This is a genomic window from Klebsiella sp. FDAARGOS_511 (assembly GCF_003812845.1).
In the GTDB taxonomy this organism is placed as follows: domain Bacteria; phylum Pseudomonadota; class Gammaproteobacteria; order Enterobacterales; family Enterobacteriaceae; genus Klebsiella; species Klebsiella grimontii.
The window spans coordinates 1,771,387-1,794,710 of the sequence record NZ_CP033824.1 but is presented as its reverse complement, the minus strand read 5'-3'; the positions used below and the strand labels follow the sequence as shown (position 1 = coordinate 1,794,710).

At 53.9% G+C, this 23,324-nt stretch carries 24 protein-coding genes and 1 tRNA gene; 18 read left to right on the top strand and 7 right to left on the bottom strand.

Features of this window, described 5'->3' with window-relative positions; translation table 11 throughout:
• Positions 1–59: 59 nt before the first annotated feature.
• Together EGY08_RS09670 and EGY08_RS09665 are read left to right on the top strand one after the other, a co-directional pair.
• Complete coding sequence (locus tag EGY08_RS09670) at positions 60–857, top strand: endonuclease/exonuclease/phosphatase family protein (RefSeq protein WP_024359141.1); 798 nt, start codon at positions 60–62, stop codon at positions 855–857.
• Between the two features lie 86 nt (positions 858–943).
• Positions 944–1,714 (top strand): class I SAM-dependent methyltransferase, encoded by a 771-nt coding sequence (locus EGY08_RS09665; protein WP_004129155.1) that lies wholly within the window; start codon positions 944–946, stop codon positions 1,712–1,714.
• Positions 1,715–1,771: 57 nt separating this feature from the next.
• Here the strand turns inward: EGY08_RS09665 and mltD are convergent, their stop codons facing one another.
• Positions 1,772–3,139 (bottom strand): murein transglycosylase D, encoded by a 1,368-nt coding sequence (gene mltD / locus EGY08_RS09660; protein WP_087828257.1) that lies wholly within the window; start codon positions 3,137–3,139, stop codon positions 1,772–1,774.
• A gap of 71 nt (positions 3,140–3,210) precedes the next feature.
• Complete coding sequence (gene gloB / locus EGY08_RS09655; protein ID WP_004129157.1) at positions 3,211–3,966, bottom strand: hydroxyacylglutathione hydrolase; 756 nt, start codon at positions 3,964–3,966, stop codon at positions 3,211–3,213.
• A 32-nt stretch (positions 3,967–3,998) separates the two neighbouring features.
• Here gloB and EGY08_RS09650 point away from each other — a divergent pair, with 32 nt between their 5' ends.
• Entirely contained in the window at positions 3,999–4,721 is a 723-nt protein-coding gene (locus EGY08_RS09650; RefSeq protein ID WP_004129158.1) for a class I SAM-dependent methyltransferase, read from the top strand.
• Here EGY08_RS09650 and rnhA read toward each other — a convergent pair.
• Entirely contained in the window at positions 4,718–5,185 is a 468-nt protein-coding gene (gene rnhA, locus EGY08_RS09645) for a ribonuclease HI (RefSeq protein WP_004129160.1), read from the bottom strand. The genes EGY08_RS09650 and rnhA overlap by 4 nt on opposite strands.
• Positions 5,186–5,250: 65 nt before the next feature.
• Between rnhA and dnaQ the strand changes: the two genes are divergently transcribed.
• Together dnaQ and EGY08_RS09635 are read left to right on the top strand one after the other, a co-directional pair.
• Positions 5,251–5,982 (top strand): DNA polymerase III subunit epsilon, encoded by a 732-nt coding sequence (gene dnaQ / locus EGY08_RS09640; protein WP_004133854.1) that lies wholly within the window; start codon positions 5,251–5,253, stop codon positions 5,980–5,982.
• A 132-nt stretch (positions 5,983–6,114) separates the two neighbouring features.
• Positions 6,115–6,191, top strand: a tRNA-Asp gene (locus tag EGY08_RS09635).
• 247 nt (positions 6,192–6,438) lie between these two features.
• Here the strand turns inward: EGY08_RS09635 and EGY08_RS09630 are convergent.
• Together EGY08_RS09630 and fadE are read right to left on the bottom strand one after the other, a co-directional pair.
• A complete protein-coding gene (locus EGY08_RS09630) occupies positions 6,439–7,209 on the bottom strand; it encodes an amidohydrolase (RefSeq protein ID WP_087828258.1) in 771 nt (256 codons plus the stop codon).
• Positions 7,210–7,392: 183 nt separating this feature from the next.
• The gene (fadE, locus tag EGY08_RS09625) at positions 7,393–9,837 is read right to left on the bottom strand and encodes an acyl-CoA dehydrogenase FadE (RefSeq protein WP_004129165.1); all 2,445 of its coding nucleotides are present in this window, start codon (positions 9,835–9,837) and stop codon (positions 7,393–7,395) included.
• A gap of 238 nt (positions 9,838–10,075) precedes the next feature.
• Between fadE and lpcA the strand changes: the two genes are divergently transcribed.
• Together lpcA and EGY08_RS09615 are read left to right on the top strand one after the other, a co-directional pair.
• Positions 10,076–10,657: a D-sedoheptulose 7-phosphate isomerase gene (lpcA, locus tag EGY08_RS09620; protein ID WP_004099149.1), complete on the top strand. Its 582-nt coding sequence runs from the start codon at positions 10,076–10,078 to the stop codon at positions 10,655–10,657.
• A gap of 209 nt (positions 10,658–10,866) precedes the next feature.
• Positions 10,867–11,634, top strand: coding sequence for a class II glutamine amidotransferase (locus tag EGY08_RS09615; protein ID WP_004129167.1), 768 nt, complete (start codon positions 10,867–10,869; stop codon positions 11,632–11,634).
• On the opposite strand, the gene dpaA is transcribed toward EGY08_RS09615, so the two are convergent.
• Positions 11,605–12,345 carry a peptidoglycan meso-diaminopimelic acid protein amidase gene (gene dpaA, locus EGY08_RS09610; RefSeq protein WP_004129169.1) on the bottom strand — a complete coding sequence of 247 codons (741 nt, stop codon included), beginning with the start codon at positions 12,343–12,345 and terminating at the stop codon, positions 11,605–11,607. The two genes, EGY08_RS09615 and dpaA, sit on opposite strands and share 30 nt — an antisense overlap.
• A 413-nt stretch (positions 12,346–12,758) precedes the next feature.
• Between dpaA and EGY08_RS09605 the strand changes: the two genes are divergently transcribed.
• The 7 genes from EGY08_RS09605 to nqrM are packed head-to-tail and all read left to right on the top strand — an operon-like array spanning position 12,759 to position 18,818.
• A complete protein-coding gene (locus tag EGY08_RS09605; protein WP_004129173.1) occupies positions 12,759–14,102 on the top strand; it encodes a Na(+)-translocating NADH-quinone reductase subunit A in 1,344 nt (447 codons plus the stop codon).
• Positions 14,103–14,105: 3 nt separating this feature from the next.
• On the top strand, positions 14,106–15,344 hold the full coding sequence (locus tag EGY08_RS09600; protein WP_123828444.1) for an NADH:ubiquinone reductase (Na(+)-transporting) subunit B: 1,239 nt from the start codon (positions 14,106–14,108) through the stop codon (positions 15,342–15,344).
• Positions 15,337–16,131 (top strand): Na(+)-translocating NADH-quinone reductase subunit C, encoded by a 795-nt coding sequence (locus tag EGY08_RS09595; protein WP_004129178.1) that lies wholly within the window; start codon positions 15,337–15,339, stop codon positions 16,129–16,131. The genes EGY08_RS09600 and EGY08_RS09595 overlap by 8 nt, the downstream gene beginning before the upstream one ends.
• Complete coding sequence (locus EGY08_RS09590) at positions 16,124–16,762, top strand: NADH:ubiquinone reductase (Na(+)-transporting) subunit D (protein WP_004099162.1); 639 nt, start codon at positions 16,124–16,126, stop codon at positions 16,760–16,762. Before EGY08_RS09595 ends, EGY08_RS09590 begins: the two co-directional genes overlap by 8 nt.
• A 6-nt stretch (positions 16,763–16,768) precedes the next feature.
• Positions 16,769–17,365, top strand: a complete 597-nt coding sequence (nqrE, locus tag EGY08_RS09585; RefSeq protein WP_004129181.1) for an NADH:ubiquinone reductase (Na(+)-transporting) subunit E — start codon at positions 16,769–16,771, stop codon at positions 17,363–17,365.
• Positions 17,366–17,376: 11 nt separating this feature from the next.
• Positions 17,377–18,600 carry an NADH:ubiquinone reductase (Na(+)-transporting) subunit F gene (gene nqrF / locus EGY08_RS09580; protein ID WP_004129183.1) on the top strand — a complete coding sequence of 408 codons (1,224 nt, stop codon included), beginning with the start codon at positions 17,377–17,379 and terminating at the stop codon, positions 18,598–18,600.
• Between the two features lie 2 nt (positions 18,601–18,602).
• Positions 18,603–18,818, top strand: coding sequence for a (Na+)-NQR maturation NqrM (gene nqrM, locus EGY08_RS09575; RefSeq protein WP_049114465.1), 216 nt, complete (start codon positions 18,603–18,605; stop codon positions 18,816–18,818).
• 33 nt (positions 18,819–18,851) lie between these two features.
• Here the strand turns inward: nqrM and EGY08_RS09570 are convergent, their stop codons facing one another.
• Positions 18,852–19,709 (bottom strand): glycerophosphodiester phosphodiesterase family protein, encoded by an 858-nt coding sequence (locus tag EGY08_RS09570; RefSeq protein WP_004129188.1) that lies wholly within the window; start codon positions 19,707–19,709, stop codon positions 18,852–18,854.
• Positions 19,710–19,868: 159 nt separating this feature from the next.
• Between EGY08_RS09570 and dinB the strand changes: the two genes are divergently transcribed.
• The 4 genes from dinB to prfH all read left to right on the top strand — a co-directional run bounded on the left by dinB (position 19,869) and on the right by prfH (position 23,290).
• Positions 19,869–20,924 carry a DNA polymerase IV gene (dinB, locus tag EGY08_RS09565; RefSeq protein WP_004129190.1) on the top strand — a complete coding sequence of 352 codons (1,056 nt, stop codon included), beginning with the start codon at positions 19,869–19,871 and terminating at the stop codon, positions 20,922–20,924.
• Positions 20,925–20,929: 5 nt separating this feature from the next.
• A complete protein-coding gene (locus EGY08_RS09560; RefSeq protein ID WP_406943860.1) occupies positions 20,930–21,382 on the top strand; it encodes a GNAT family N-acetyltransferase in 453 nt (150 codons plus the stop codon).
• 172 nt (positions 21,383–21,554) lie between these two features.
• Entirely contained in the window at positions 21,555–22,694 is a 1,140-nt protein-coding gene (locus EGY08_RS09555) for an RNA ligase RtcB family protein (RefSeq protein ID WP_004129194.1), read from the top strand.
• Positions 22,691–23,290 carry a peptide chain release factor H gene (prfH, locus tag EGY08_RS09550; RefSeq protein ID WP_123828443.1) on the top strand — a complete coding sequence of 200 codons (600 nt, stop codon included), beginning with the start codon at positions 22,691–22,693 and terminating at the stop codon, positions 23,288–23,290. Before EGY08_RS09555 ends, prfH begins: the two co-directional genes overlap by 4 nt.
• Positions 23,291–23,324 lie beyond the last annotated feature (34 nt).

Here is a 23,324-nt window from a genome sequence, read left to right as displayed (position 1 = left end):
TAACAGAAGAACCAGCTGCAGTCGGGCTGGTTTCCTGTTATCGAGGTTTGATGCCTAAATTGCGAAAGAATACCTATGCCATGCGCTATGTCGCCGGACAACCCGCGGAGAGAATCTTACCTCCGGGGTCGTTTGCTGGTATGACTCCGGCATTTCCGGCCGGGGTACCGTTAAGCTCGGATGAGAAAATCCGCGTTCTGGTGTGGAACATCTTCAAACAACAGCGCGCCGAGTGGAAATCCGTGCTTAATAATTTCGGTAAAGATGCTCACCTGGTGTTATTGCAGGAAGCGCAAACCACGCCTGAGTTAGTGAAATTCGCCACGTCCAACTATCTGGCCGCGGACCAGGTTCCTGCTCTGGTGCTCCCGCAACATCCTTCCGGGGTCATGACGTTAGCTTCCGCGCATCCCATTTACTGCTGCCCTCTGCGCGAACGAGAGCCTATCCTGCGGCTGGCAAAGTCAGCGTTGGTCACCGTTTACCCGTTACCGGATTCCCGTCTGCTGATGGTGGTGAATATCCACGCGGTCAATTTTAGTCTTGGCGTTGATGTCTACAGCAAACAGTTGCTGCCGATTGGCGACCAGATCGCCCATCACAGCGGGCCGGTGATAATGGCGGGTGACTTTAACGCCTGGAGCCGTCCGCGAATGAACGCTTTGTATCGCTTTGCGCGTGAAATGTCGCTGCGCGAAGTCCGCTTCTCTGACGATCAGCGCCGCCGCACTTTTGGTCGTCCGCTTGATTTTGTGTTTTATCGGGGGTTAAGCGTGCACGATGCTTCCGTGCTGGTGACCCGCGCCTCCGATCACAACCCTCTACTAGTCGAATTCAGTCCCGGCAAGCCTGATTAATTAAGGTACATCAGGCCTGCCATGGGGCAGGCCTGCGTATGCATGGTGCTGCCTTTATTACTCAAAAAAAACCGAAGGACAATGCAATGACAACACGCTCTCATCATGACAACGTTGAAAAACAGTTTGGCTCACAGGCCAGCGCCTACCTGAGCAGTGCCGTACACGCTTCAGGGCGCGATCTGCAGCGACTGGCCGAACGGCTGGCGGACTTCCCTCAGGCCCACGTGCTGGATATGGGATGCGGTGCCGGACACGCCAGCTTTGCGGCGGCAGGGCAGGTTGCCCAGGTAACGGCATATGATTTATCCAGCCAGATGCTGGAGGTGGTGGCTCAGGCCGCAAGGGATAAAGGTTTTACTAATATTGCCACGCAGCAGGGCTATGCCGAATCTTTGCCTTTCGCTGATGCCAGCTTTGATGTCGCGATCAGCCGTTATTCTGCGCATCATTGGCATGATGTTGGCCAGGCATTGCGTGAAGTGAAGCGGGTGCTGAAACCGGGCGGAGTGATGATTATTATGGATGTGATGTCTCCCGGTCACCCTGTTCGCGACGTCTGGCTGCAGACGGTTGAGGCGCTGCGCGATACCTCCCATGTTCGCAACTACTCCAGCGGCGAATGGCTGACAATGGCGAGTGAGGCCGGTTTGGTGATAAATCATCTGCTGACCGATCGCCTGCCTCTGGAGTTCAGCTCCTGGGTCGCGCGGATGCGGACGCCAGCGGCGCTGACGGAAGCGATTCGTTTATACCAGGAGAGCGCATCGGCGGAGGTCAAAGCCTATTTTGCCTTGCAGCAGGATGGTTCTTTCACCAGCGATACGATTATGTTTGAGGCCCATAAGGCCATCTAACGCAGAGATAAAACAAAAGGCACCGCATGGGTGCCTTTTTTAATGCCTGCTGAATCATCAGGATTCTGGTCTGTCGCTGTTTTTCACAAACAGCGTCAGCTGATCGCCAGGTTTCAGGTTGCCGGTATCGCTGTTCCAGCGCATCACATCGCGGATGTTCACGCCATGACGTTTCGCAATGCTCGACAGAGAGTCGCCTTTACGTACGCGATAGGTAATGCTATCGCTATTGTTCGCCAGACGTTCCGCGCTGCTGCCTGCGCCAATCACCAGATTCTGACCGACCTTCAGGTTAGAACCGCGAAGACCGTTCCACTGCTGCAGATCTTTCGTTGATACGCCGAGACGCGATGCAATGCCGGAGATGGTGTCACCGGAGCGCACCTGGTAGCTGCGGCTGGTCAACGGCTTGTTGTCAGCCAGCAGCGTCGGCTGCACGGCGGCAATGTCACCTGAGGCCAAAGATTCACGCAACTGCGCCGCATGCTTCTGCGGTACCAGTACGTAATTGGGGCCGTTTGCACCCAGAGTCGACCCCTTCACGCCGGCGTTGAACGTTTTCAACTTGCTGACGGGCATTCCTGCCATATCCGCCAGCTGTGAAATCTCAACCGGACTGTCGAGGCGTACACGCGCCAGGGCACGGCTTTCGTCTGCCGTCGGCAGCCTTACGCCATACCGCTTGCTGTTCTTGAGTATATCGCTCAGGGCCAGCATTTTTGGTACGTATATTTTGGTTTCCTGCGGTAATGACAGCGACCAGAAATCGGTGGGTTTACCCCGTGATTTGTTCGCTTTGATAGCCTTCATTACCCGGCCTTCGCCACTGTTATATGCTGCGACGGTTAACAACCAGTCGCCGTCGAACATTTTGTTCAGACGTTGCATCATGTTTAACGCTGCCGTGGTTGAGGCAACGATATCACGACGCGCATCGTAACTGCGGGTCTGTTTCAAACCATAATTGCGCCCGGTGCTCGGAATGATCTGCCAAATGCCTGCGGCATTGGCGCCAGACGTTGCGTGCGGGTCAAAAGCGCTCTCCACTATGGGTAGTAATACCAGCTCCATTGGCATGTTACGTTTCTTAACTTGCCCGGCTATCCAGTACATATACGGCTCTGCCCGTAAAGTTACATCGTGGAGATAGCTCTTATTTCTTAAGTACTTCTGTTTTTGTTCGCGAATCCGGACGTTTTCCGGAATTCCCATCTTTAGCTCGTCGCCTATCGAAGTCCACAGATCCTGGTCTTGCGCGTAGAAGGTTCCATCATCTAACCAGCGCGCTCGACTTGTGAACTTGCTTGCTTCCCCTTGACTCGCTGCAGAAAGGCTCTGTGCGTGCTGTTGTACGGTGCCATCGTTCTTAGACGCCTGGCACCCCACCAGCAGGACAGAGGCGAGTAAAATCGCTCGTGCCTTCATGTGTGTGTCAATAGTTGCTTAAAAGACGAGCAAGGATAACGGTGAAGTCGGCTGAAGACAAGAATTAAATATCAGAAGTCGTCTTTCTTTGACCTTAACCATGCAAATCGCTGAGCAGAGTGTTGCAAATTTGTTTCTTTGCTAATTTCTTTAATTAAATCAGCATCATCTGTGCGCAGAAATAAATTTATACGCCGCTCATTTTTCAGAATTACGGGGAGTGTTTTTTGGTTTTTTGCACGTAACTCATTAACTTTGTGATAGTAATCATTTATATCCCTATCATGGGGAAGGATGCTCATTGCAAACTTCATATTTGCTAAAGTGTACTCATGTGCGCAACATATTAATGTTTCATCAGGGAGGGCGTTAATCTTCTTAAATGATTGATACATCTGCTCTGCAGTCCCTTCGAACAGTCTACCGCAGCCGCCGGAAAACATTGTATCGCCACAAAATAGATAAGGTGCGCTGAAGAAACAGATGTGTCCTAAAGTGTGACCTGGCGTGGCAAAAATAGAAAATTCACGGCCCAAAACAGAGATGCTTTCTCCGTCCTTGACGATGCGGGTTGTACCTTTATCCTGGGTTTCTGCCGGTCCGTAAACCGCTATAGCCGGAAATTTTTCTCGCAGTTGTTTTACGCCGCCAACGTGGTCGTGGTGATGATGCGTCAACAGGATAGCTTCCGGCTGCCAGCGGTTTTGTTCAATGGCGGCGAGCACTGGAGCGGCTTCGCCCGGGTCGACTATCAGGCAGCGCCCGCTATCTTCACTAAGAACCCAGATGTAGTTGTCCTGAAATGCGGGAATACTGATAAGATTCATAAATTACCTCTAATGCGTAGCGGAAGGTTGCGATGAAGCCGGCAAGGATACCTCAAACAGTTACAGCGCCAGAGCACTGGTCCAGCATGCCGTGGGGCGAATACTACCGCGAATCGCTGGAACGGCAGATGAAGCCCTGGCTCGCTAAATTATATGGCTTTCATTTACTTAAGATTGGCAATCTGAGCGCGGAAATCAATACCGAATCCTGCGCGATTTCCCATCAGGTGAATGTCTCTTTACAAGGAAATCCTGTGCAGGTAAAGGCCGATCCGCTGCATTTGCCTTTTGCCGAGAAGTCGGTTGATGCCTGCCTGCTGGCGCATACCTTACCGTGGTGCAGCGATCCGCATCGACTGCTACGGGAAGCGGATAGAGTGCTGATCGACGATGGCTGGATAATTTTAACCAGTTTTAATCCCATGAGCCTGATGGGGTTACGTAAGCTGGTGCCAGTGTTACGCAATAAGCCCCCCTATAACAGCCGCATGTTCACCTTAACGCGTCAGATGGACTGGCTGGGGGTGCTTAATTTTGAAGTTATGCACTATGGCGGCTATCAGGTCCTTCCCTGGTCGCGCCACGGGGGGAAAATGCTCAGTACGCATCTCCCGGCGTTGGGATGTCTGCAGCTGATTATTGCCCGTAAACGCACTATCCCGTTGACGCTAAACCCGATGAAATCGGGCAAAGCAAAAAAACGGATACCGCAGGCGGTAGGCGCCACGCGTCAGTGGCGCAAGGGGCAGAATTAGCTTTCCGCCTGATAACCGATGTCGTCCCGGGTTGGGTTAGATGCCGCCGCGCGCGCCAGTTCGTCGCAGCGTTCGTTTTCCGGATGCCCGGCGTGGCCTTTAACCCATTCCCATTTGATCTTGTGTTGACCCAGCGCGGCGTCCAGGCGCTGCCAGAGATCGACATTTTTTACCGGTTTCTTGTCCGCCGTCTTCCAGCCGCGTTTTTTCCAGTTGTGGATCCACTGCGTAATCCCCTGACGCACGTACTGGCTGTCGGTACTGAGGATGACTTCACAATGTTCTTTCAGCGCTTCCAGGGCGACGATGGCGGCCATCATCTCCATGCGGTTGTTCGTCGTAAGGTTAAAGCCTTCGCTAAAAGTTTTTTCTTTCCCGCGATAGCGTAAAATCGCACCGTAGCCGCCGGGGCCTGGATTTCCCAGGCAAGAACCATCGGTGAAAATTTCTACCTGTTTGAGCATCTCTGGTAGACTTCCTGTAATTGAAATCGATACGTAAAACGGTAAGTCTGACATAAATGACCGCTATGAGCACTGCAATTACGCGACAGATCGTTCTCGATACCGAAACCACCGGTATGAATCAGATTGGTGCGCACTATGAAGGGCACAAGATAATTGAAATCGGTGCGGTGGAGGTGATCAACCGCCGCCTGACCGGAAACAACTTCCACGTTTATTTAAAGCCGGACCGGCTGGTGGATCCTGAAGCGTTTGGCGTTCATGGTATTGCGGACGAATTCCTGATGGATAAGCCCGCGTTTGGCGATGTGGTCGATGAGTTCATCGACTATATCCGCGGGGCGGAGCTGGTCATCCATAACGCATCGTTTGATATCGGCTTTATGGATTATGAATTTGCGAAGCTGAATCGCGGAATTCCGAAGACGGATACCTTCTGTAAGGTGACCGACAGCCTGGCCCTGGCGCGTAAAATGTTCCCGGGCAAGCGTAACAGCCTTGATGCCCTCTGTTCACGTTATGAAATAGACAACAGCAAGCGAACGCTGCATGGCGCGTTGCTCGATGCCCAGATTCTTGCCGACGTCTATTTGATGATGACCGGTGGCCAGACGACGATGGCTTTCTCAATGGAAGGGGAAGGTCAGCAGCAGGCCGGAGAAATGGGCATTCAACGCGTTGTTCGCGCCGCCAGCAAATTACGGGTGGTTTATGCCTCCGATGAAGAGCTGATGAACCATGAATCGCGGCTCGATCTGGTGCAAAAGAAAGGCGGAAGCTGCCTGTGGCGTGCCTGATTTGCCCGTAAACGCGCTAAAAATAGCCTGATGGGCGATTTTTGCAGCAAGCGATTCAAAAATGAAGAAAAAGCGTTGACGGGGTAGAGGGGAATCCGTAATATTCGCCTCGTTCCCAAGGGAACAGTAAGTGGAGCGGTAGTTCAGTCGGTTAGAATACCTGCCTGTCACGCAGGGGGTCGCGGGTTCGAGTCCCGTCCGTTCCGCCACTATTCAGGAAGCCTGAATCAGCAATGATTCAGGCTTTCGTCGTTCTGGCCCGTGCCGTTTCCTGAGCCAGGCCTTCAGACACGCTTCCATCCCCTCGACAATATGCCGGACTCACGGCGCAGCCTGCATGCCTTGCGCAAACCGCATTGATGGGTGACAGGTAAACTTTATTTGGCTTTACTGCCGGGGCCCAACGCGCGTTTGCGGCATAAGAAAGGGAGCCCTGGCTCCCCGGGTTTGCTTGCCTTAGTTGAGCGTGAAGGGGTCAGCGTCCTGCCAGGCCGGAAACTTCTCGCGATACTCTTTTAGCGACGTCAGCGAAAGCTCAGCATCCAGGCGAGTCGCCTGATGCGGCTCAGCCGTGGCGATAATCTCGCCCTGCGGGGTAATTATCCGGCTATCGCCCCGATAATGGTGCCCGTTGCCATCGGTGCCGACGCGATTGCACCCGGCTACATAAGCCTGATTTTCGATAGCCCTGGCGACAAGCAGCGACTGCCAGTGCATTGAGCGTGGGGCGGGCCAGTTGGCAACGTACAGCGCTAAATCGTAGTCGTTATGGTTGCGTGACCACACCGGGAAACGCAGGTCGTAGCACACCAGCGGCAGAATTCTCCAGCCGCGCCATTCAAAAATAACCCGTTCGTTACCCGCCTCGTAATGATGATGTTCATCCGCCATGCGAAACAGGTGTCGTTTATCATAGAAATGGATTTGACCGTTGGGCTCAACTAGCAAAAAACGGTTAACCGGACCGCGGTCCGTTTGTAGCGCGGCGCTACCGGCAATCAGCGCGTTGGTTTGCGCGGCTTTAGCTTCCATCCAGGTAACCACTTCCTCTTGCGATAGCGACTGTTTTGCTGCCTCCATCGCGAAGCCGGTGGTAAACATTTCGGGTAAAACAATGAGGTCACGCCCGGTTATCCCTTCCAGTTGACGATCGAAATGGCGCAGGTTGGCGGGACCATCCATCCACACCAGCGGTTGTTGTAAAAGGGTAATTTTAAGTCCGGGCACGGTGGTGAACTCCAGTATGATGAGAGGAATTATAATGACTTTAACACCATATCAGCCGACGGACGGCTCAGGGAATATTTTGTAAAAGAATGACAGCCCTGGAAATACCTTCCGCTGAATTGTCAGAAAAAAGAGAGGCGGGGAAATCCCCGCCTCGATCGTGATGTGTTTATTTTTTCGTTTTTAAGCCGCTTCGATCTTGCGCACTTTCTCCGGCAGCTTTACCGGGCGGGTCGCCAGTTCATCCGGGGCAAAATCGTCGACGTTTATGCTGCGCAGTCGGCTGGTTTCCGCACGGACCAGGATGTCCGCCTCTTCCTGATTGATTAACCCTTTTGCCAGCGCATTACCGGCCAGTTCATCAAGACGCGTAAACGACAAATTCTTGCCCAGTTCTTTGCACAGTCGCTGGTGGATAGGGTCTGCTGCCATAACATCAAGCAGCGCCTCTTCCAGCAGGCCGACCGGGTTATGCTCGCTCGGCGTCAGATACTGACCGCGGCCGATACGGGAACGCGTCGCGCTCGGAACCTGCAGAATTTTCGCCACCTTATGATCCAGCTTGTCTGAAGGCGCCAGGTAGTGACGCCCGGTCGGGAAGATAGCCACGCGGAGCGCCCCGGCGACCAGACGATTCGGGAAGTTGACCAGCAGATCGTCAATCGCCTGTTCGGCCTGATACAGCGCATCCTGCACGCCCCAGTGAACCAGTGGTAAGTCCGCTTCGTTACGCCCCTCATCGTCATAGCGTTTCAGGACCGCCGACGCCAGGTAGAGCTGGCTCAGTACATCGCCCAGACGTGCAGAAATTCTTTCACGACGCTTCAGGCTACCACCCAGTACCGCCATTGAGACATCGGACAGCAGAGCCAGGTTGGCGCTCAGGCGATTCATGTGCTGATAGTAACGACGAGTGGCATCGCGAGTCGGCGTGCTGCTGGTGAGACCGCGGGTCAGGCCCAGCCAGAAACTGCGTACCTTATTGCTGCCAACATGTCCGATGTGTTTAAACAGCAGCTTATCGAAAGCATTAACGTCGTTATTCTGCGCGGCCGCCATTTCATCCAGCACGTACGGATGACAGCGAATCGCTCCCTGACCGAAGATCATCATGCTGCGGGTCAGGATATTCGCCCCTTCAACGGTGATGGCGATCGGCGCGCCCTGATAGGCCCGCGCCAGGAAGTTTCCGGTGCCGAGCATAATGCCCTTACCACCGGTAATATCCATTGCGTCAATAATGGAGCGCTGACCACGGTGAGTACAGTGGTACTTCACAATTGCCGACAGTACCGCTGGTTTTTCGCCAAGCATGATGCCGTAGGTAATCAGCGAGGCGGCGGCATCCATTACGTAGGCGTTGCCTGCGATACGCGCCAGCGGTTCTTCGATCCCTTCCATTTTACCGATAGAGATTTTGAACTGACGGCGAATGTGTGCATAGGCGCCGGTAGCCATGGCGACGGATTTCAGGCCGCCGGTGGCGTTTGATGGCAGGGTGATGCCGCGTCCCACGGATAAACACTCAACCAGCATCCGCCAGCCCTGGCCGGCCATCGACGGGCCGCCAATAATGTAATCGATAGGAACGAAAATATCTTTCCCCTGGGTCGGGCCGTTCTGGAACGGAACGTTCAGCGGGAAATGCCGACGCCCAATTTCAACACCGGGGGTACTGGTGGGGATGAGCGCGCAGGTGATGCCCAGTTCCTCTTCTCCACCCAGCAGGCGATCTGGATCGGAGAGTTTAAACGCCAGTCCCAGCACGGTGGCGATAGGCGCAAGGGTGATATAGCGTTTGTTCCAGGTCAGGCGCATTCCCAGCACCTGCTGGCCCTGCCATTCGCCCATGCAGACGACGCCGGTATCCGGAATGGCGCCGGCATCTGAACCCGCTTCCGGGCTGGTCAGTGCGAAGCAAGGAATCTCCTGACCGCGAGCCAGGCGCGGCAAATAGTGGTTTTTCTGTTCTTCTGTGCCGTAATGCTGCAGCAGCTCGCCCGGGCCTAATGAGTTCGGTACGCCGACGGTAATCGCCAGGATCCCGGAGACGCCCGACAGCTTTTGCAGGACGCGAGCCTGCGCGTAAGCGGAGAATTCCAGTCCGCCGTACTCTTTCTTAATGATCATCGCGAAGAAGCGATGCTCTTTCAGATAGGCCCACAGCTCCGGCGGCAGATCGGCCATCTCGTGGGTAATTTCGAAGTCGTTCGCCATACGGCAGGCTTCTTCGACCGGACCGTCAATAAAGGCTTGTTCTTCAGCGGTGAGGCGCGGCTGCGGATAGTTGTGCAGTTTCTGCCAGTCGGGGTTGCCACGAAACAGATCGCCTTCCCACCAGGTTGTGCCAGCGTCAATCGCTTCTTTCTCGGTGCGCGACATCGGCGGCATGACCTTACGGAAAGCGCGGAAGGCCGGGACTGAAATCATGGATTTACGCATCGGCGCAAGGTTGAACGGCAGTAAAACGATCGCCAGCGGAATGAGCAGCCAGATATTCCACAGCCCCGCAGCGCCGAGCGCGGCGGTCCAGACAAGTAAAATTGCGCTGCTGAGCAGCAGATTGATTCGGTGATAGAAGAGCGCACCGAGTAAAGCAACGGTTGCAACAATACTCAAAATCATCATAGAGAAATGCTCCCTGTCTTGTAGGAGGTCTGACCACTTGTGATGATATGGTTGTAGTGGATGTAATTTGTTTTAGCAATGTGTTTACAAAATAATTACAACCTTGCTCACATTGTTGTACGGAAATGCGGCACATAAAATCAAAAGCACAGGGGATTGCATCGCGTGCTGCTTCTCGCTGCGTCGGCTATCCGGTAAACTGCCTGGGTTATCCCACAAATACTGAAGGATTATCCTCATGTACCAGGATCTTATTCGTAACGAACTGAATGAAGCCGCTGAAACGCTGGCTAACTTTCTGCAGGACGAAGCCAACATTCACGCGATTCAGCGTGCTGCGGTGCTGCTGGCGGATAGCTTTAAAGCTGGCGGCAAAGTCCTTTCCTGCGGTAACGGCGGTTCGCACTGCGATGCGATGCATTTTGCGGAAGAACTGACCGGGCGCTATCGTGAAAACCGCCCAGGCTATCCGGCAATTGCGATTTCAGACGTGAGCCATCTCTCTTGCGTCAGCAATGATTTCGGATATGAATATGTTTTCTCTCGCTACGTAGAATCAGTGGGTCGTGCAGGCGACGTATTACTGGGGATCTCCACTTCGGGTAACTCCGGTAACGTAATCAAAGCGATCGAAGCCGCTCGCGCCCAAGGGATGAAAGTGATTACTCTGACCGGAAAAGATGGCGGTAAAATGGCGGGATCGGCGGATGTCGAAATTCGCGTACCGCATTTTGGCTACGCCGACCGCATTCAGGAAATTCATATTAAAGTGATTCATATTCTGATTATGTTGATCGAAAAAGAGATGGTTAAAGCTTAAAAGGCTAGTTTGTTAGCCATTTTGAACCCGGGCAGTGCTCAGACAAAACTCACCGAGTTTTGAACGCCCTTCAGGGCGGGCCGAAGGGGGAGCGTAGCGAATCATCCTCACGTACATGAAGTACGCTCCGGTTTCTGCGCGCTGGCCGTGTCCAAACTGACTGCACCAATAACGCCTTTTATGTTTCAGTAAGTTGTATGAGGTGATCTATGTGCGAACTGCTCGGGATGAGCGCGAATGTGCCAACTGATATTTGTTTCAGCTTTACCGGGCTGGTGCAGCGCGGTGGCGGAACCGGGCCGCATAAAGACGGCTGGGGCATTACTTTTTATGAAGGTAAGGGCTGTCGCACATTTAAAGATCCGCAGCCTAGCTTTCAGTCGCCCATAGCCAAGCTGGTGCAGGAATATCCTATCAAGTCCTGCTCGGTCATTGCCCATATTCGCCAGGCCAACCGGGGTATCGTTGCGCTGGAAAATACTCACCCCTTTACCCGGGAGCTATGGGGACGCAACTGGACTTATGCCCATAATGGTCAACTGGAAGGGTATGAGAATCTCGTGACGGGCAACCTGCATCCCATTGGGGAAACCGATAGCGAAAAAGCGTTTTGCTGGCTGCTGCACAGCATCACCGAGCGCTATCCGGAAATGCCGGGCGATATGGTGGAGGTATTCAGCTTTATCGCCACGCTTGCCGGAGAGCTGCGTGAAAAAGGCGTATTTAACATGCTGCTCTCCGATGGACGCTACGTGATGGCGTTCTGCTCGACGAATTTATACTGGATTACGCGACGGGCACCGTTTGGCGTAGCGACGCTGCTGGATCAGGATGTAGAAATTGATTTTCAACGCGAGACCACACCGAATGATGTGGTCTCCGTTATCGCCACTCAGCCGCTGACCGGCAACGAAACCTGGAATAAAATTATGCCAGGCGAGTGGGCGTTATTTTGCCTCGGGGACCGAGTAGTTTGACGCGAGCTGCGGCTGCACAACTTCGTGGCTGAGCGGTTTGCTCACCACGTAGCGGCCATCGGCTACCGAAACCACCGGCGGCTTATGCGTCTGCCGGAAGTAGTCGTACCCGGGTTTAAGCTGCTGCCAGAAATCCGCGAAGTAGGAATATTTGTGACGCGCCATGTTGGCATCGGTCATGCGGAAAGGATAAATACTCACCTGAACGTTGGGTTGGCCGAAGACTAACGCGCCGGTGACGAACTGGAAGATTTCATCAATACCGGTATCGGTCATGGCGTAACAGCCAACGGATACGCAGGCACCGTGAATCATCAGATACTTCCCTTCATATCCATGCGCGCGATCGTAAGCGTTCGGGAAACCGATATTGATCGCTTTGTAGAAACGGCTGTCGGGTTTTAGCTGATTGCGGGAAACGTTATAGAAACCTTCGGGGCTCTTGAAATCGCCCTGGCGCTGCTTTGGACCGAGCCCGCCGGAGTAGTTACAGATCCGGTAGCTGTCGAGAAGCTGGTATGTTTCGCCCATCTTGACGTAAAGATCGAGCATGCGCTCTTCTTTGAAGATCTCAATGTAGACCGGCGAACCCATGAGCTGCTGTTTATACTCTTTGCTCATCGGTGTTGTCGAGCTGTTACTGCTAAGTAGCCCTGCGAATGAAACGCACGGCAACAGAAGCATCGCAATAAATAATGCGATTTTGCGCATACTACTTGTTCCTTGATAAAACAAATAACCACATTGCCAGGACGGCAAGAGAGACCCGAAATCAGAGTTTTCTGGTTTTAGAGCGCTCACATTAGCATCACGGCATTTTTTCGCAAGCACGATGTGCCACGTTTACGTTTTAGTTTTCCGTTATAGCGAATATTCAGGTAAAGCGCAGTCAGAACTTTGCGTAATAGCTCGCATTTTAGAACGACTTAATGGCAGTTTGTCTACAGGCGCTGCTCACGAAATGTTACACTTGCTCCGCTAAATACTCAGGGTAAGAAAGGATGCTTCTCTCCCGTCTTGTGAATTATCAGGACTACGATGTTCCTTTCTTCCTCTTATTTTCCATTAATTATGCTGGCCTCGGTCTGATGCCGGGGTTTACGTAACGGATACCTGCTAACGATATGATTAAAATCACGAAAGGGCTGAATTTGCCCATAGCTGGCATGCCATCACAGCAGATTTCTTCGAAGACTGCGGTCAAGCGCGTTGCGCTGTTGGGTGAAGAGTACATCGGTATGCGCCCTTCGATGGCGGTGCGTGAAGGAGACCGGGTACAAAAAGGTCAACTTCTGTTTGAAGATAAAAGAAATTCTGGCGTGCGATTTACTGCCCCTGCGAGTGGAACCATCAGCGCCATTCATCGCGGCGAACGGCGGGTACTGCAATCGGTCGTTATTGACGTAGATGGCGATGATGCCGTTCATTTTCCCCGCTATGAATTAGCCGATCTTGCCGCGTTGACGCGCGAGGCCGTGCAGCAGCAACTGATGGAGTCGGGGATGTGGACGGCGTTTCGCACCCGCCCTTTCAGCAAAATACCCGCGCCAGCCAGCGTTCCAGCGGCCATATTTGTCACCGCCATAGATACAAATCCACTGGCGGCAGACCCCCAGCCAATCATTCTGGCCCAGCGCGAGGCTTTTGATGCGGGCTTAACCCTGTTGACGCGGTTGACCGACGGTAAGGTCCACGTCTGCCAGGCCAGCGGTGGCAAGCTTGGCGGGCATCCCGTAGGCCAGGTGACCTTCAACCAGTTTGCCGGGCCGCATCCGGCCGGGCTGGTCGGGACCCACATCCATTTTCTCGAGCCGGTTAGCCTGAAAAAGCAGGTCTGGCATCTTAACTATCAGGACGTTATCGCCGTTGGCAAATTGTTCCTTGAAGGGGAGTTGTCTAGCGAACGCATCGTTGCGCTCGGCGGCCCGCAGGTGAAAGAGCCTCGTTTATTAAAGACCTGCTCTGGCGCCAGCCTTGATGAACTGCTGGCAGATGAACTTCTGGATGATGAAAACCGCGTTATTTCTGGTTCAGTCCTCAGCGGAACGCATGCTCAAGGGCCCCATGCTTTTCTTGGCCGCTTTCATTTACAGATAAGCGTCGTAAAAGAGGGGCGTGAGAAAGAGCTGTTCGGCTGGGTAATGCCCGGGAAAGATAAATTTTCCATTACCCGCACCACGCTCGGCCATTTCATGAAGCGTAAGCTATTTAATTTCTCGACGGATACCAACGGCGGTGAGCGGGCTATGGTGCCGATTGGCAACTATGAGCGAGTGATGCCGCTGGATATTCTGCCCACCATGCTGCTGCGTGATTTGCTGGCGGGGGATACTGACAGCGCGCAGGCACTGGGCTGCCTGGAACTGGATGAAGAAGACCTGGCGCTTTGCACCTACGTATGTCCCGGCAAGTACGAATATGGCCCGGCATTGCGCAGCGTGTTAACCCAGATAGAGCAGGAAGGATAAGTGATGGGCTTAAAGAAACTGTTTGACAAAATTGAGCCGCACTTTACGCACGGCGGCAAGCTGGAAAAATACTATCCGCTGTTTGAAGCGACGGCGACGCTGTTCTACACCCCTGGGCAGGTCACGCGCGGCGCGGCGCACGTCAGAGACGCCATCGATCTCAAGCGGATGATGATTCTGGTGTGGTTTGCCGTTTTCCCAGCGATGTTTTGGGGTATGTATAACGTTGGCCTGCAGACTATTCCGGCACTGCATAAATTATACGGTGCTGAGCAGCTGCAGCAGGTTATCGCCGGGAACTGGCACTACAGCATCGCGCAGTGGTTGGGGGTGAACTTCACCGCTGACGCCGGTTGGCTCAGTATGATGACCCTGGGGGCGGTATTTTTCCTGCCTATCTACATCACCGTGTTTCTTGTCGGCGGGTTCTGGGAAGTCTTGTTTGCTATCATGCGCAAGCACGAAATAAACGAAGGCTTCTTCGTGACGTCAATTCTGTTCGCGCTGATTGTGCCTCCATCGCTGCCGCTATGGCAGGCCGCGTTCGGAATCACCTTTGGCGTCGTCATGGCCAAGGAGATTTTTGGCGGAACCGGGCGTAACTTTCTCAACCCGGCGCTGGCGGGGCGCGCGTTTTTATTCTTTGCCTGGCCGGCGCAAATTTCCGGCGACCTGGTGTGGACTGCGGCGGATGGTTTCTCCGGCGCGACGCCGTTATCTCAGTGGGCAAGCGGCGGCGGTGAATCGCTGGTTAACGTCTCTACCGGTCAGCCGGTAAGCTGGATGGACGCCTTCCTCGGCAATATACCGGGGTCGATTGGCGAAGTCTCGACGCTAATGATTCTCATCGGCGGCGCCATCATCATTTTTGGTCGCGTGGCCTCGTGGCGCATTGTCGCAGGGGTTTTCATCGGTATGGTGGCCACCGCGACGCTGTTTAACTTTATAGGCTCTGATACCAACCCGATGTTTGCCATGCCGTGGTACTGGCATCTGGTGCTCGGCGGTTTTGCATTCGGCATGATGTTTATGGCGACGGACCCGGTGTCCGCGTCGTTTACGGATAAAGGTAAATGGAGCTACGGCCTGCTGATCGGTGTGATGTGCGTCCTGATTCGCGTGGTCAACCCGGCCTATCCGGAAGGGATGATGCTGGCGATCCTCTTCGCCAACCTCTTCGCGCCGCTGTTTGATTACTTGGTGGTGCGGGCCAATATTAAGCGGAGGAAATCGCGTGGCTGAGAATAAAAGTAACGATAGCATCGGCAAAACGCTGCTGGTGGTGCTGGTGCTTTGTCTGGTCTGCTCAATTGTGGTCGCCGGTTCTGCCGTGGGGCTAAAATCGCGCCAGCAGGAGCAGCGCGCTCTCGATAAACAGCGCAATATCCTGGCGGTTGCCGGTCTGATGAAGCAGGGAATGAGCGCAGATGAAGTGGCTGACATTTTTAAGGCCCATATCTCTCCGCGTTTAGTCGATTTAGCCAGCGGTGAGCTGCTGGATAAAGATCCGGGCAAGTTTAATCAAGCCCAGGCCCTGAAAGACCCTCAGCAGAGCTTACAGCTGGAGGCGAGTCAGGATCCTGCCGGTATCAAACGCCGCAGTAATATTGCCGAAATTTACCTGGTGCGCGATGAAAAGCAGCAGATTCAGGAAGTCGTACTGCCGATTTACGGTAACGGCCTGTGGTCGGTGATGTACGCTTTTGTTGCGCTGGAAACCGATGGCCGCACGGTCAAAGGGATCACCTATTACGAACATGGTGAGACGCCGGGACTGGGCGGGGAAATTGAAAACCCCAACTGGCGCCAGCAGTTCGTTGGTAAACAAGTGCTTGATGATAAAGGGATGCCTGCGCTGAGAATCGTCAAAGGCGGCGCGCGTCCTGGCGACCTGCACGCCGTTGATGGCCTGTCGGGTGCAACGCTGACGTCAAACGGCGTGCAACATAGCTTTGATTTCTGGATGGGCAAACTCGGCTTTGGCCCATTCCTGCAAAAGGTGCGAGAAGGGGAGCTGAATAATGGCTGATTTGGGCGACATGAAAGAAATGAAGCGCGTGCTGGTGGGTCCGCTTATCGCTAATAACCCTATCACTCTGCAGGTTCTGGGCGTCTGCTCCGCGCTGGCGGTGACCACCAAGCTGGAGACCGCTTTTGTAATGACCATCGCGGTGACGCTGGTTACGGCATTCTCCAGCATGTTTATCTCCATGATTCGCCACCACATTCCGAATAGCGTGCGCATCATTGTACAGATGGCGATTATCGCTTCGTTGGTTATCGTCGTCGATCAGGTGCTACGCGCGTTTGCCTATGAGATTTCGAAACAGCTTTCGGTTTTTGTCGGTTTGATCATCACTAACTGTATCGTGATGGGGCGCGCCGAAGCCTATGCCATGAAGTCGCCGCCGTTGGCGAGCTTTATGGACGGTATTGGCAACGGTCTGGGATACGGGGCGATCCTAATCATCGTCGGTTTCCTGAGAGAGCTGATCGGCAGTGGTAAGCTATTCGGTATTACCGTGCTGGAAACGGTGCAGAACGGCGGCTGGTACCAGCCAAATGGTCTGTTTCTTCTGGCGCCCAGTGCGTTCTTCATTATCGGTTTGTTGATTTGGGCGGTGCGCAGCTGGAAGCCTGAACAACAGGAAAAGGAGTAACCGATTATGGCTCATTATATTAGCCTTTTTGTCCGCGCCGTATTTGTTGAAAATATGGCGCTGGCCTTCTTTCTTGGGATGTGTACTTTCCTCGCGGTATCGAAAAAGGTCTCGACCGCTTTCGGACTCGGCGTTGCGGTAACGGTCGTACTTGGGCTGGCGGTGCCGATCAATAATCTGGTGTATAACCTGGTGCTGCGCGACGGCGCGCTGGTGGAAGGCGTTGATCTGAGCTTTCTGAACTTTATTACCTTCATTGGCGTTATTGCCGCGCTGGTTCAGATCCTGGAGATGATCCTCGATAAGTACTTCCCGACGCTCTATAACGCGCTGGGGATCTTCCTGCCGCTCATTGCCGTCAACTGTGCGATTTTTGGCGGTGTCTCCTTCATGGTGCAGCGTGACTATAACTTAAGCGAGTCGATCGTTTACGGCTTAGGTTCCGGCATCGGCTGGCTGCTGGCAATTGTGGCGTTGGCGGGTATCCGTGAAAAAATGAAATACGCAAACGTGCCCGCGGGTCTGCGCGGGTTAGGGATCACCTTTATTACCACGGGTCTGATGGCGCTGGGCTTTATGTCATTCTCCGGTGTGCAGCTATAAGGGCGGAAAGTATGGAAATAATTCTTGGCGTAGTGATGTTCACGCTGATCGTCCTGGTGCTATCGGGGCTGATACTTGTCGCGCGTTCGAAATTAGTGAATGCGGGCGACGTGGTCATTGAAATCAATAACGAAGCGGATAAACAAATTCGTACTCCGGCCGGTGACAAGCTGCTGAATACGCTCTCCAGCAACGGAATCTTCGTTTCGTCGGCCTGCGGCGGCGGCGGCTCCTGTGGCCAGTGCCGGGTGACGGTGAAAGAGGGCGGCGGTGATATTCTGCCTACCGAACTCTCTCATATCACCAAGCGTGAGGCGAGAGAGGGCTGCCGTCTGGCCTGCCAGGTCGCGGTGAAGCAGAACATGAAAATTGAGCTGCCGGAGGAGATTTTTGGCGTTAAGAAGTGGGAGTGTGAAGTTATCTCGAATGATAACAAAGCCACTTTTATCAAGGAGCTGAAGCTGCGCGTGCCGGACGGTGACGCGGTTCCGTTCCGCGCCGGTGGATATATTCAGATCGAATGCCCCTCACACAAGGTTGCCTATGCCGACTTTGACGTTCCGGACGAGTATCGCGGCGACTGGGATAAATTTAACCTTTTCCGCTATGTCTCCGACGTGAAAGAACCAACGTTGCGCGCCTACTCCATGGCTAACTATCCGGAAGAGAAGGGCATCATCATGCTCAACGTGCGTATTGCCACGCCGCCGCCGCAGGTGCCTGATGCGCCGCCGGGGATTATGTCCTCGTATATCTGGTCGCTGAAGCCTGGTGATAAAGTGACGATCTCCGGGCCGTTTGGGGAGTTCTTTGCCAAAGAAACGCAGGCGGAGATGGTGTTTATCGGCGGCGGGGCAGGGATGGCACCGATGCGCTCGCATATTTTCGACCAGCTTAAGCGGCTACACAGTACACGTAAAATCAGCTTCTGGTACGGTGCGCGGTCTCTGCGAGAAATGTTCTATGATGATGAGTTTGAACAGCTTGCGCGGGAAAACCCGAACTTCACCTTCCACGTGGCGCTCTCCGATCCGCAGCCGGAAGATAACTGGACCGGCCATACTGGCTTTATTCATAACGTCCTGTATGAAAACTATCTGCGCGATCACCCGGCGCCGGAAGATTGTGAGTTTTACATGTGCGGTCCGCCGGTGATGAACGCCGCGGTCATCAAAATGCTTAAAGATCTCGGCGTTGAGGATGAAAACATCATGCTGGACGACTTTGGAGGCTGATGATGCTGACAGTATTTGTCGCGACCTTCGTGATTTTCGCGCTGGTTATCCTGGGAATGTCGCTTGGTTATCTGGTCAAGCGCAAAACGCTTCAGGGCAGCTGCGGCGGGATCTCATCGCTGGGTATGGAAAAGGTCTGCGACTGTCCTGAGCCCTGCGATGCGCGTAAAAAACGCATGGCTCGCGAAGCGCAGCGCAAACGGGATCGCATCATTTAAACAGCAGGCCGCCTTATCGCGGCCTTTTACGATTTACCAGGTTTTCGCTTTCGCCGGCGAGTCTACCATCACGCCATCGGCGCCCAGTTCGCTTGCCTTACGAAAATCATCGGCACTATTAATGCCGAAGAAGACAACATGGGCTTTGCCCTGAGAGCGGAAACAGTCCATTGCTTCTTTATCCCAGGTGAGGGTTGCAGGCGACACGCCTTCGCCGAGGGTGAACTTCTCCACGATTTCTACCTTGCGTTTCAGCTCCAGACCGTACCAGTAGTCATCGCCCGGCTGTGTGGTTGGCTGGCACTGGTGGCTAAGGGAAATATTAGCCAGTTTCGTTCGCGTTTCGCCCCGGCTGACGAAATGGGGAATAGATTCTGGTAGCGCCGCGATATAGCGGTCTTCGGTGGAATAAACCCGCACGCGCGAGAGGCTATGGGTCGTTTGCAATACTTCACTAAGACGCGAAGCCATAATTGCCGGGTCGGCATCAGGCGATTTAATATCGATGTAAAAGAAGGTCTGTGGCCATTGCTCCAGCACTGATTGCAGCGTTGGAATGGTTGCATTTTTACCGCGCCAGGGGTGAGTTTCACCGCCCCATTTCCATCCCGCGTCCATGCGGGCCAGTTCGGCAGCGCTAAAGCTTGAGATCTTCCCGGTATGGTCAGTCAGGGCGGATAAATCGCTTGGGCGATATAAGACCGGAACGCCATCCTGGCTTAATTGTACCGTTATCCAAATCGCCTCGGCCTTATTCTCCAGCGCCAGTTTTATCGCAGGAAGGGTGTTTTCCGGCGCATCGCCGGTGCCTCCCCGATGAGCAATGAGCTGCGGCGCAGCGCAGGCGCTGCTGGCAATAAGCAAACCAAGCGCAGTAAGTATTGATTTCATGATTGCATTCACCTTATTCATTAATGTAACTATATGAAAAATAAATCATATTTGTTGCATTTTTATGTTGTAGCATGTTTTTTATGGCGAGGGTTTTAAAAAGATTAAATTTCGCCGACTTTTGCTATACTGTACGCATGTACAGTCTAAGGTTTGGCTATGCGTAAGATCATCCACGTTGATATGGACTGCTTCTTCGCGGCGGTGGAGATGCGGGACAACCCGGCACTGCGCGACATCCCTATCGCCATTGGCGGTAGCCGGGTGCAGCGCGGTGTGATCAGTACGGCCAACTATCCGGCGCGTAAATTCGGCGTGCGTAGCGCCATGCCCACCGCCACAGCGCTCAAGCTTTGTCCTCACCTGACGCTGCTTCCCGGCCGCTTTGATGCATATAAAGAGGCGTCGAACCATATCCGGGAGATTTTTTCCCGCTATACCTCGCTAATCGAGCCTTTATCGCTGGACGAAGCATATCTCGACGTTAGCGACAGCGTTCATTGTCAGGGGTCAGCGACGCTGATGGCGCAGGAGATCCGCGAGACCATCCATCGTGAGCTAAATTTGACCGCCTCCGCAGGCATTGCGCCGGTAAAATTTCTCGCAAAAATCGCCTCGGACCTGAATAAACCCAACGGCCAGTTTGTGATTGCGCCGCATCAGGTCGCGGAGTTTGTCAAAACGTTGCCGCTAGCGAAGATCCCGGGCGTCGGCAAGGTTTCCGCCGCGAAGCTGGAAAGCATGGGGCTGAGGACCTGTGAAGATGTACAAAACAGCGATCTGGCAATGTTGCTCAAACGCTTTGGTAAATTCGGGCGGATACTATGGGAGCGCAGCCAGGGGATTGATGAACGAGAAATCAGCAGCGAGCGCCAGCGCAAATCGGTGGGCGTTGAGCGAACCCTGATAGAGGATATCCATGAATGGGCGGAGTGTGAGTCGATTATTGAGAACCTCTATCCGGAGCTGGAACGGCGCCTGGCGAAGGTTAAACCGGATTTGCTGATCGCCCGGCAGGGGGTCAAGCTCAAGTTTAATGATTTCCAGCTCACCACCCAGGAGCATGTCTGGCCCCGATTGAATAAAGATGATTTGATCACCACTGCCCATAAAGCCTGGAACGAGCGGCGCGGAGGTCGGGGAGTCAGGCTGGTGGGGCTGCACGTGACGCTGCTCGATCCGCAACTGGAGCGACAATTGGTTCTGGGGTTATAACAATGCTGAAAATAAGACCGTATGAAGAGCATGATTTTGCCGCGCTATGCGTGATTTTTTTACGGGCGATTCAAGAGACGGCCAGCGCCGATTATTCTCCCCGGCAGATTGCCGCCTGGGCTCAGGTTGATGAAGCCCACTGGCGGCAAAAACTAGCGGCATCATGCGTACTGGTGGCAATAAATGATGCCTCGCCGGTCGGGTTTATTACCGCCGTGGATGACTATATCGATTTACTGTTTGTCTCTCCCGACCATAGCCGCCAGGGCGTCGCCAGCGCGCTGCTCAATACGCTATTGAGGCAGCTTCCTGAGCGCGTTTACACGGTAGAGGCCAGTATTACGGCAAAGCCCTTTTTTGCGCGTCACGGCTTCACGGTTATTCAGCCACAGGAAGTGACGGCGCGCGGTGAACGATTTCTTAATTATTTGATGCGGCGGCAAATCGGCTTGCAATAGATATAACGCCTGATTACTATACGCGCACTTTCACTTATTTATTGACTGCAAAGGAGGTTCACCATGAATACAGATTTCCAGAACATACTTTGCAGGCCTTTCCAGGAATAACTCTCTTTTTGCCCTGGTAACGTCTGCCACATCCTTTATTTATTTTTATATGGATTGGTATATGGGCAATAATGTTCATTATACGTCTGAAGGTATTTCTTATATTAGTTCAGACGATCTGTGGATCGAAGATTTAGCGATCCAGCAATTACACACGACGGCAAAGTTACCTCACATGCAGCGCGTGGTAGGGATGCCTGATTTACATCCCGGGCGCGGCTACCCAATCGGCGCGGCCTTCTTTTCGCTCGGTCATCTCTACCCGGCACTGGTGGGTAACGATATCGGCTGCGGCATGGCGCTATGGCAAACGGATATCCTCGCGCGAAAATATAATGCGGATAGGTTTGAGAAGAAGCTGTCAGCCATGGATGACGCAGCGGAAGAACGCTGGCTGGATGAACATCTGGCGGAGAATCTGCTAACCCATCCCTGGCGCAGCGCGCTGGGCTCTATTGGCGGCGGTAACCACTTCGCTGAATTGCAGCAGGTGGATCGGGTCATCGATCGCCAGCGCCTTCAGCAGGCCGGTCTGGATGCTCAGCATCTGCTGCTGCTGGTGCACAGCGGGTCGCGCGGCCTGGGACAGTCTATCCTGCAACGCCATATCACGGCTTTTTCTCACGATGGTCTGGCGGAAGACAGTGCTGCGGCTCAGGATTACCTGGCGGAACATCAAGATGCGCTGGCTTTTGCCCGCGTGAATCGGCAGCTGATCGCTACCCGCATTCTGCAACAGGTACGAGCTGACGGACAGAATGTGCTGGACGTCGCGCATAACTTTGTCGAGGCCCGTTCTGTTAACGGACGGCAGGGTTGGCTGCATCGCAAAGGGGCGACGCCGGACGACCGCGGCCTGGTGATTATTCCGGGCTCTCGCGGCGACCACAGCTGGCTGGTTCACCCCGTGGTCAGCGAAGAAACGCTGAATTCGCTCGCTCACGGCGCCGGGCGTAAATGGATGCGTACTGATTGCAAAGGGCGCTTATCTGGTAAATACAGTGCGGCACAGCTGGCCCGTACTGAACTGGGAAGCCGGGTGATCTGTCGCGATCGTCAGCTGATCTACGAGGAGGCGCCGCAGGCGTACAAATCTGTGGAAAGCGTATTTAACTGTCTGGTGCAGGCCGGACTGGTTGAACCGATCGCCCGCCTGCGTCCGCTGCTGACGCTCAAAACCAGCGGAGGGAAAGGCGCATGATGTTATTACAACTCTCTTCCGCTCAGGGGCCGGATGAGTGCTGCCTGGCGGTGAAACTCTCGTTGGATCGACTCATAAAAGAAGCGGCAGAGCAGAGGGTTTCCATTACTCTGCTGGAAAGCGAGCCAGGTCGGCATTCTGGCACGCTCCGCTCCGCTCTGCTTTCTCTTGATGGCGACAATGCGTTTGCCTTAAGTGAACGCTGGTGCGGCACGCTGCAATGGATTTTTCCCAGCCCATTCAGGCCGCATCACGGACGTAAAAACTGGTATGTCGGCGTAGGGCGTTTTTCTTGCGATGAACAAAAGCAGTCCGAAGAGATCCGCTTTGAAACGCTGCGCGCTTCCGGACCCGGCGGGCAGCACGTCAATAAGACCGACTCAGCGGTACGCGCCACGCACCTGGCAAGCGGGATTAGCGTCAAGGTGCAGTCGGAACGGAGTCAGCATGCCAATAAAAGGCTGGCGCGCCTGCTGATTGCGTGGAAGCTGGAACAGCAGCGGCAGAATGACGGCGCGGTGTTGAAGTCTGAACGGCGAATGTTCCATCATCAAATTGAACGCGGTAATCCGCTGCGGACGTTTAGCGGGCGTTAATGAGCGAGTCGTTATAAAGAAAAGGCCCACTCTC

Excerpts from the sequence above, each read along its gene's own strand:
- dinB (WP_004129190.1), top strand. The coding sequence starts at position 19,869 with ATGCGTAAGATCATCCACGTTGATATGGACTGCTTCTTCGCGGCGGTG.
- nqrE (WP_004129181.1), top strand. The coding sequence starts at position 16,769 with ATGGCTCATTATATTAGCCTTTTTGTCCGCGCCGTATTTGTTGAAAAT.
- EGY08_RS09590 (WP_004099162.1), top strand. The coding sequence starts at position 16,124 with ATGGCTGATTTGGGCGACATGAAAGAAATGAAGCGCGTGCTGGTGGGT.
- EGY08_RS09570 (WP_004129188.1), bottom strand. The coding sequence starts at position 19,709 with ATGAAATCAATACTTACTGCGCTTGGTTTGCTTATTGCCAGCAGCGCC.
- mltD (WP_087828257.1), bottom strand. The coding sequence starts at position 3,139 with ATGAAGGCACGAGCGATTTTACTCGCCTCTGTCCTGCTGGTGGGGTGC.
- EGY08_RS09650 (WP_004129158.1), top strand. The coding sequence starts at position 3,999 with ATGAAGCCGGCAAGGATACCTCAAACAGTTACAGCGCCAGAGCACTGG.
- nqrM (WP_049114465.1), top strand. The coding sequence starts at position 18,603 with ATGCTGACAGTATTTGTCGCGACCTTCGTGATTTTCGCGCTGGTTATC.
- fadE (WP_004129165.1), bottom strand. The coding sequence starts at position 9,837 with ATGATGATTTTGAGTATTGTTGCAACCGTTGCTTTACTCGGTGCGCTC.
- EGY08_RS09600 (WP_123828444.1), top strand. The coding sequence starts at position 14,106 with ATGGGCTTAAAGAAACTGTTTGACAAAATTGAGCCGCACTTTACGCAC.
- EGY08_RS09605 (WP_004129173.1), top strand. The coding sequence starts at position 12,759 with ATGATTAAAATCACGAAAGGGCTGAATTTGCCCATAGCTGGCATGCCA.
- gloB (WP_004129157.1), bottom strand. The coding sequence starts at position 3,966 with ATGAATCTTATCAGTATTCCCGCATTTCAGGACAACTACATCTGGGTT.
- EGY08_RS09555 (WP_004129194.1), top strand. The coding sequence starts at position 21,555 with ATGGGCAATAATGTTCATTATACGTCTGAAGGTATTTCTTATATTAGT.
- dnaQ (WP_004133854.1), top strand. The coding sequence starts at position 5,251 with ATGAGCACTGCAATTACGCGACAGATCGTTCTCGATACCGAAACCACC.
- EGY08_RS09615 (WP_004129167.1), top strand. The coding sequence starts at position 10,867 with ATGTGCGAACTGCTCGGGATGAGCGCGAATGTGCCAACTGATATTTGT.
- nqrF (WP_004129183.1), top strand. The coding sequence starts at position 17,377 with ATGGAAATAATTCTTGGCGTAGTGATGTTCACGCTGATCGTCCTGGTG.
- dpaA (WP_004129169.1), bottom strand. The coding sequence starts at position 12,345 with ATGCGCAAAATCGCATTATTTATTGCGATGCTTCTGTTGCCGTGCGTT.
- prfH (WP_123828443.1), top strand. The coding sequence starts at position 22,691 with ATGATGTTATTACAACTCTCTTCCGCTCAGGGGCCGGATGAGTGCTGC.
- lpcA (WP_004099149.1), top strand. The coding sequence starts at position 10,076 with ATGTACCAGGATCTTATTCGTAACGAACTGAATGAAGCCGCTGAAACG.
- EGY08_RS09665 (WP_004129155.1), top strand. The coding sequence starts at position 944 with ATGACAACACGCTCTCATCATGACAACGTTGAAAAACAGTTTGGCTCA.
- rnhA (WP_004129160.1), bottom strand. The coding sequence starts at position 5,185 with ATGCTCAAACAGGTAGAAATTTTCACCGATGGTTCTTGCCTGGGAAAT.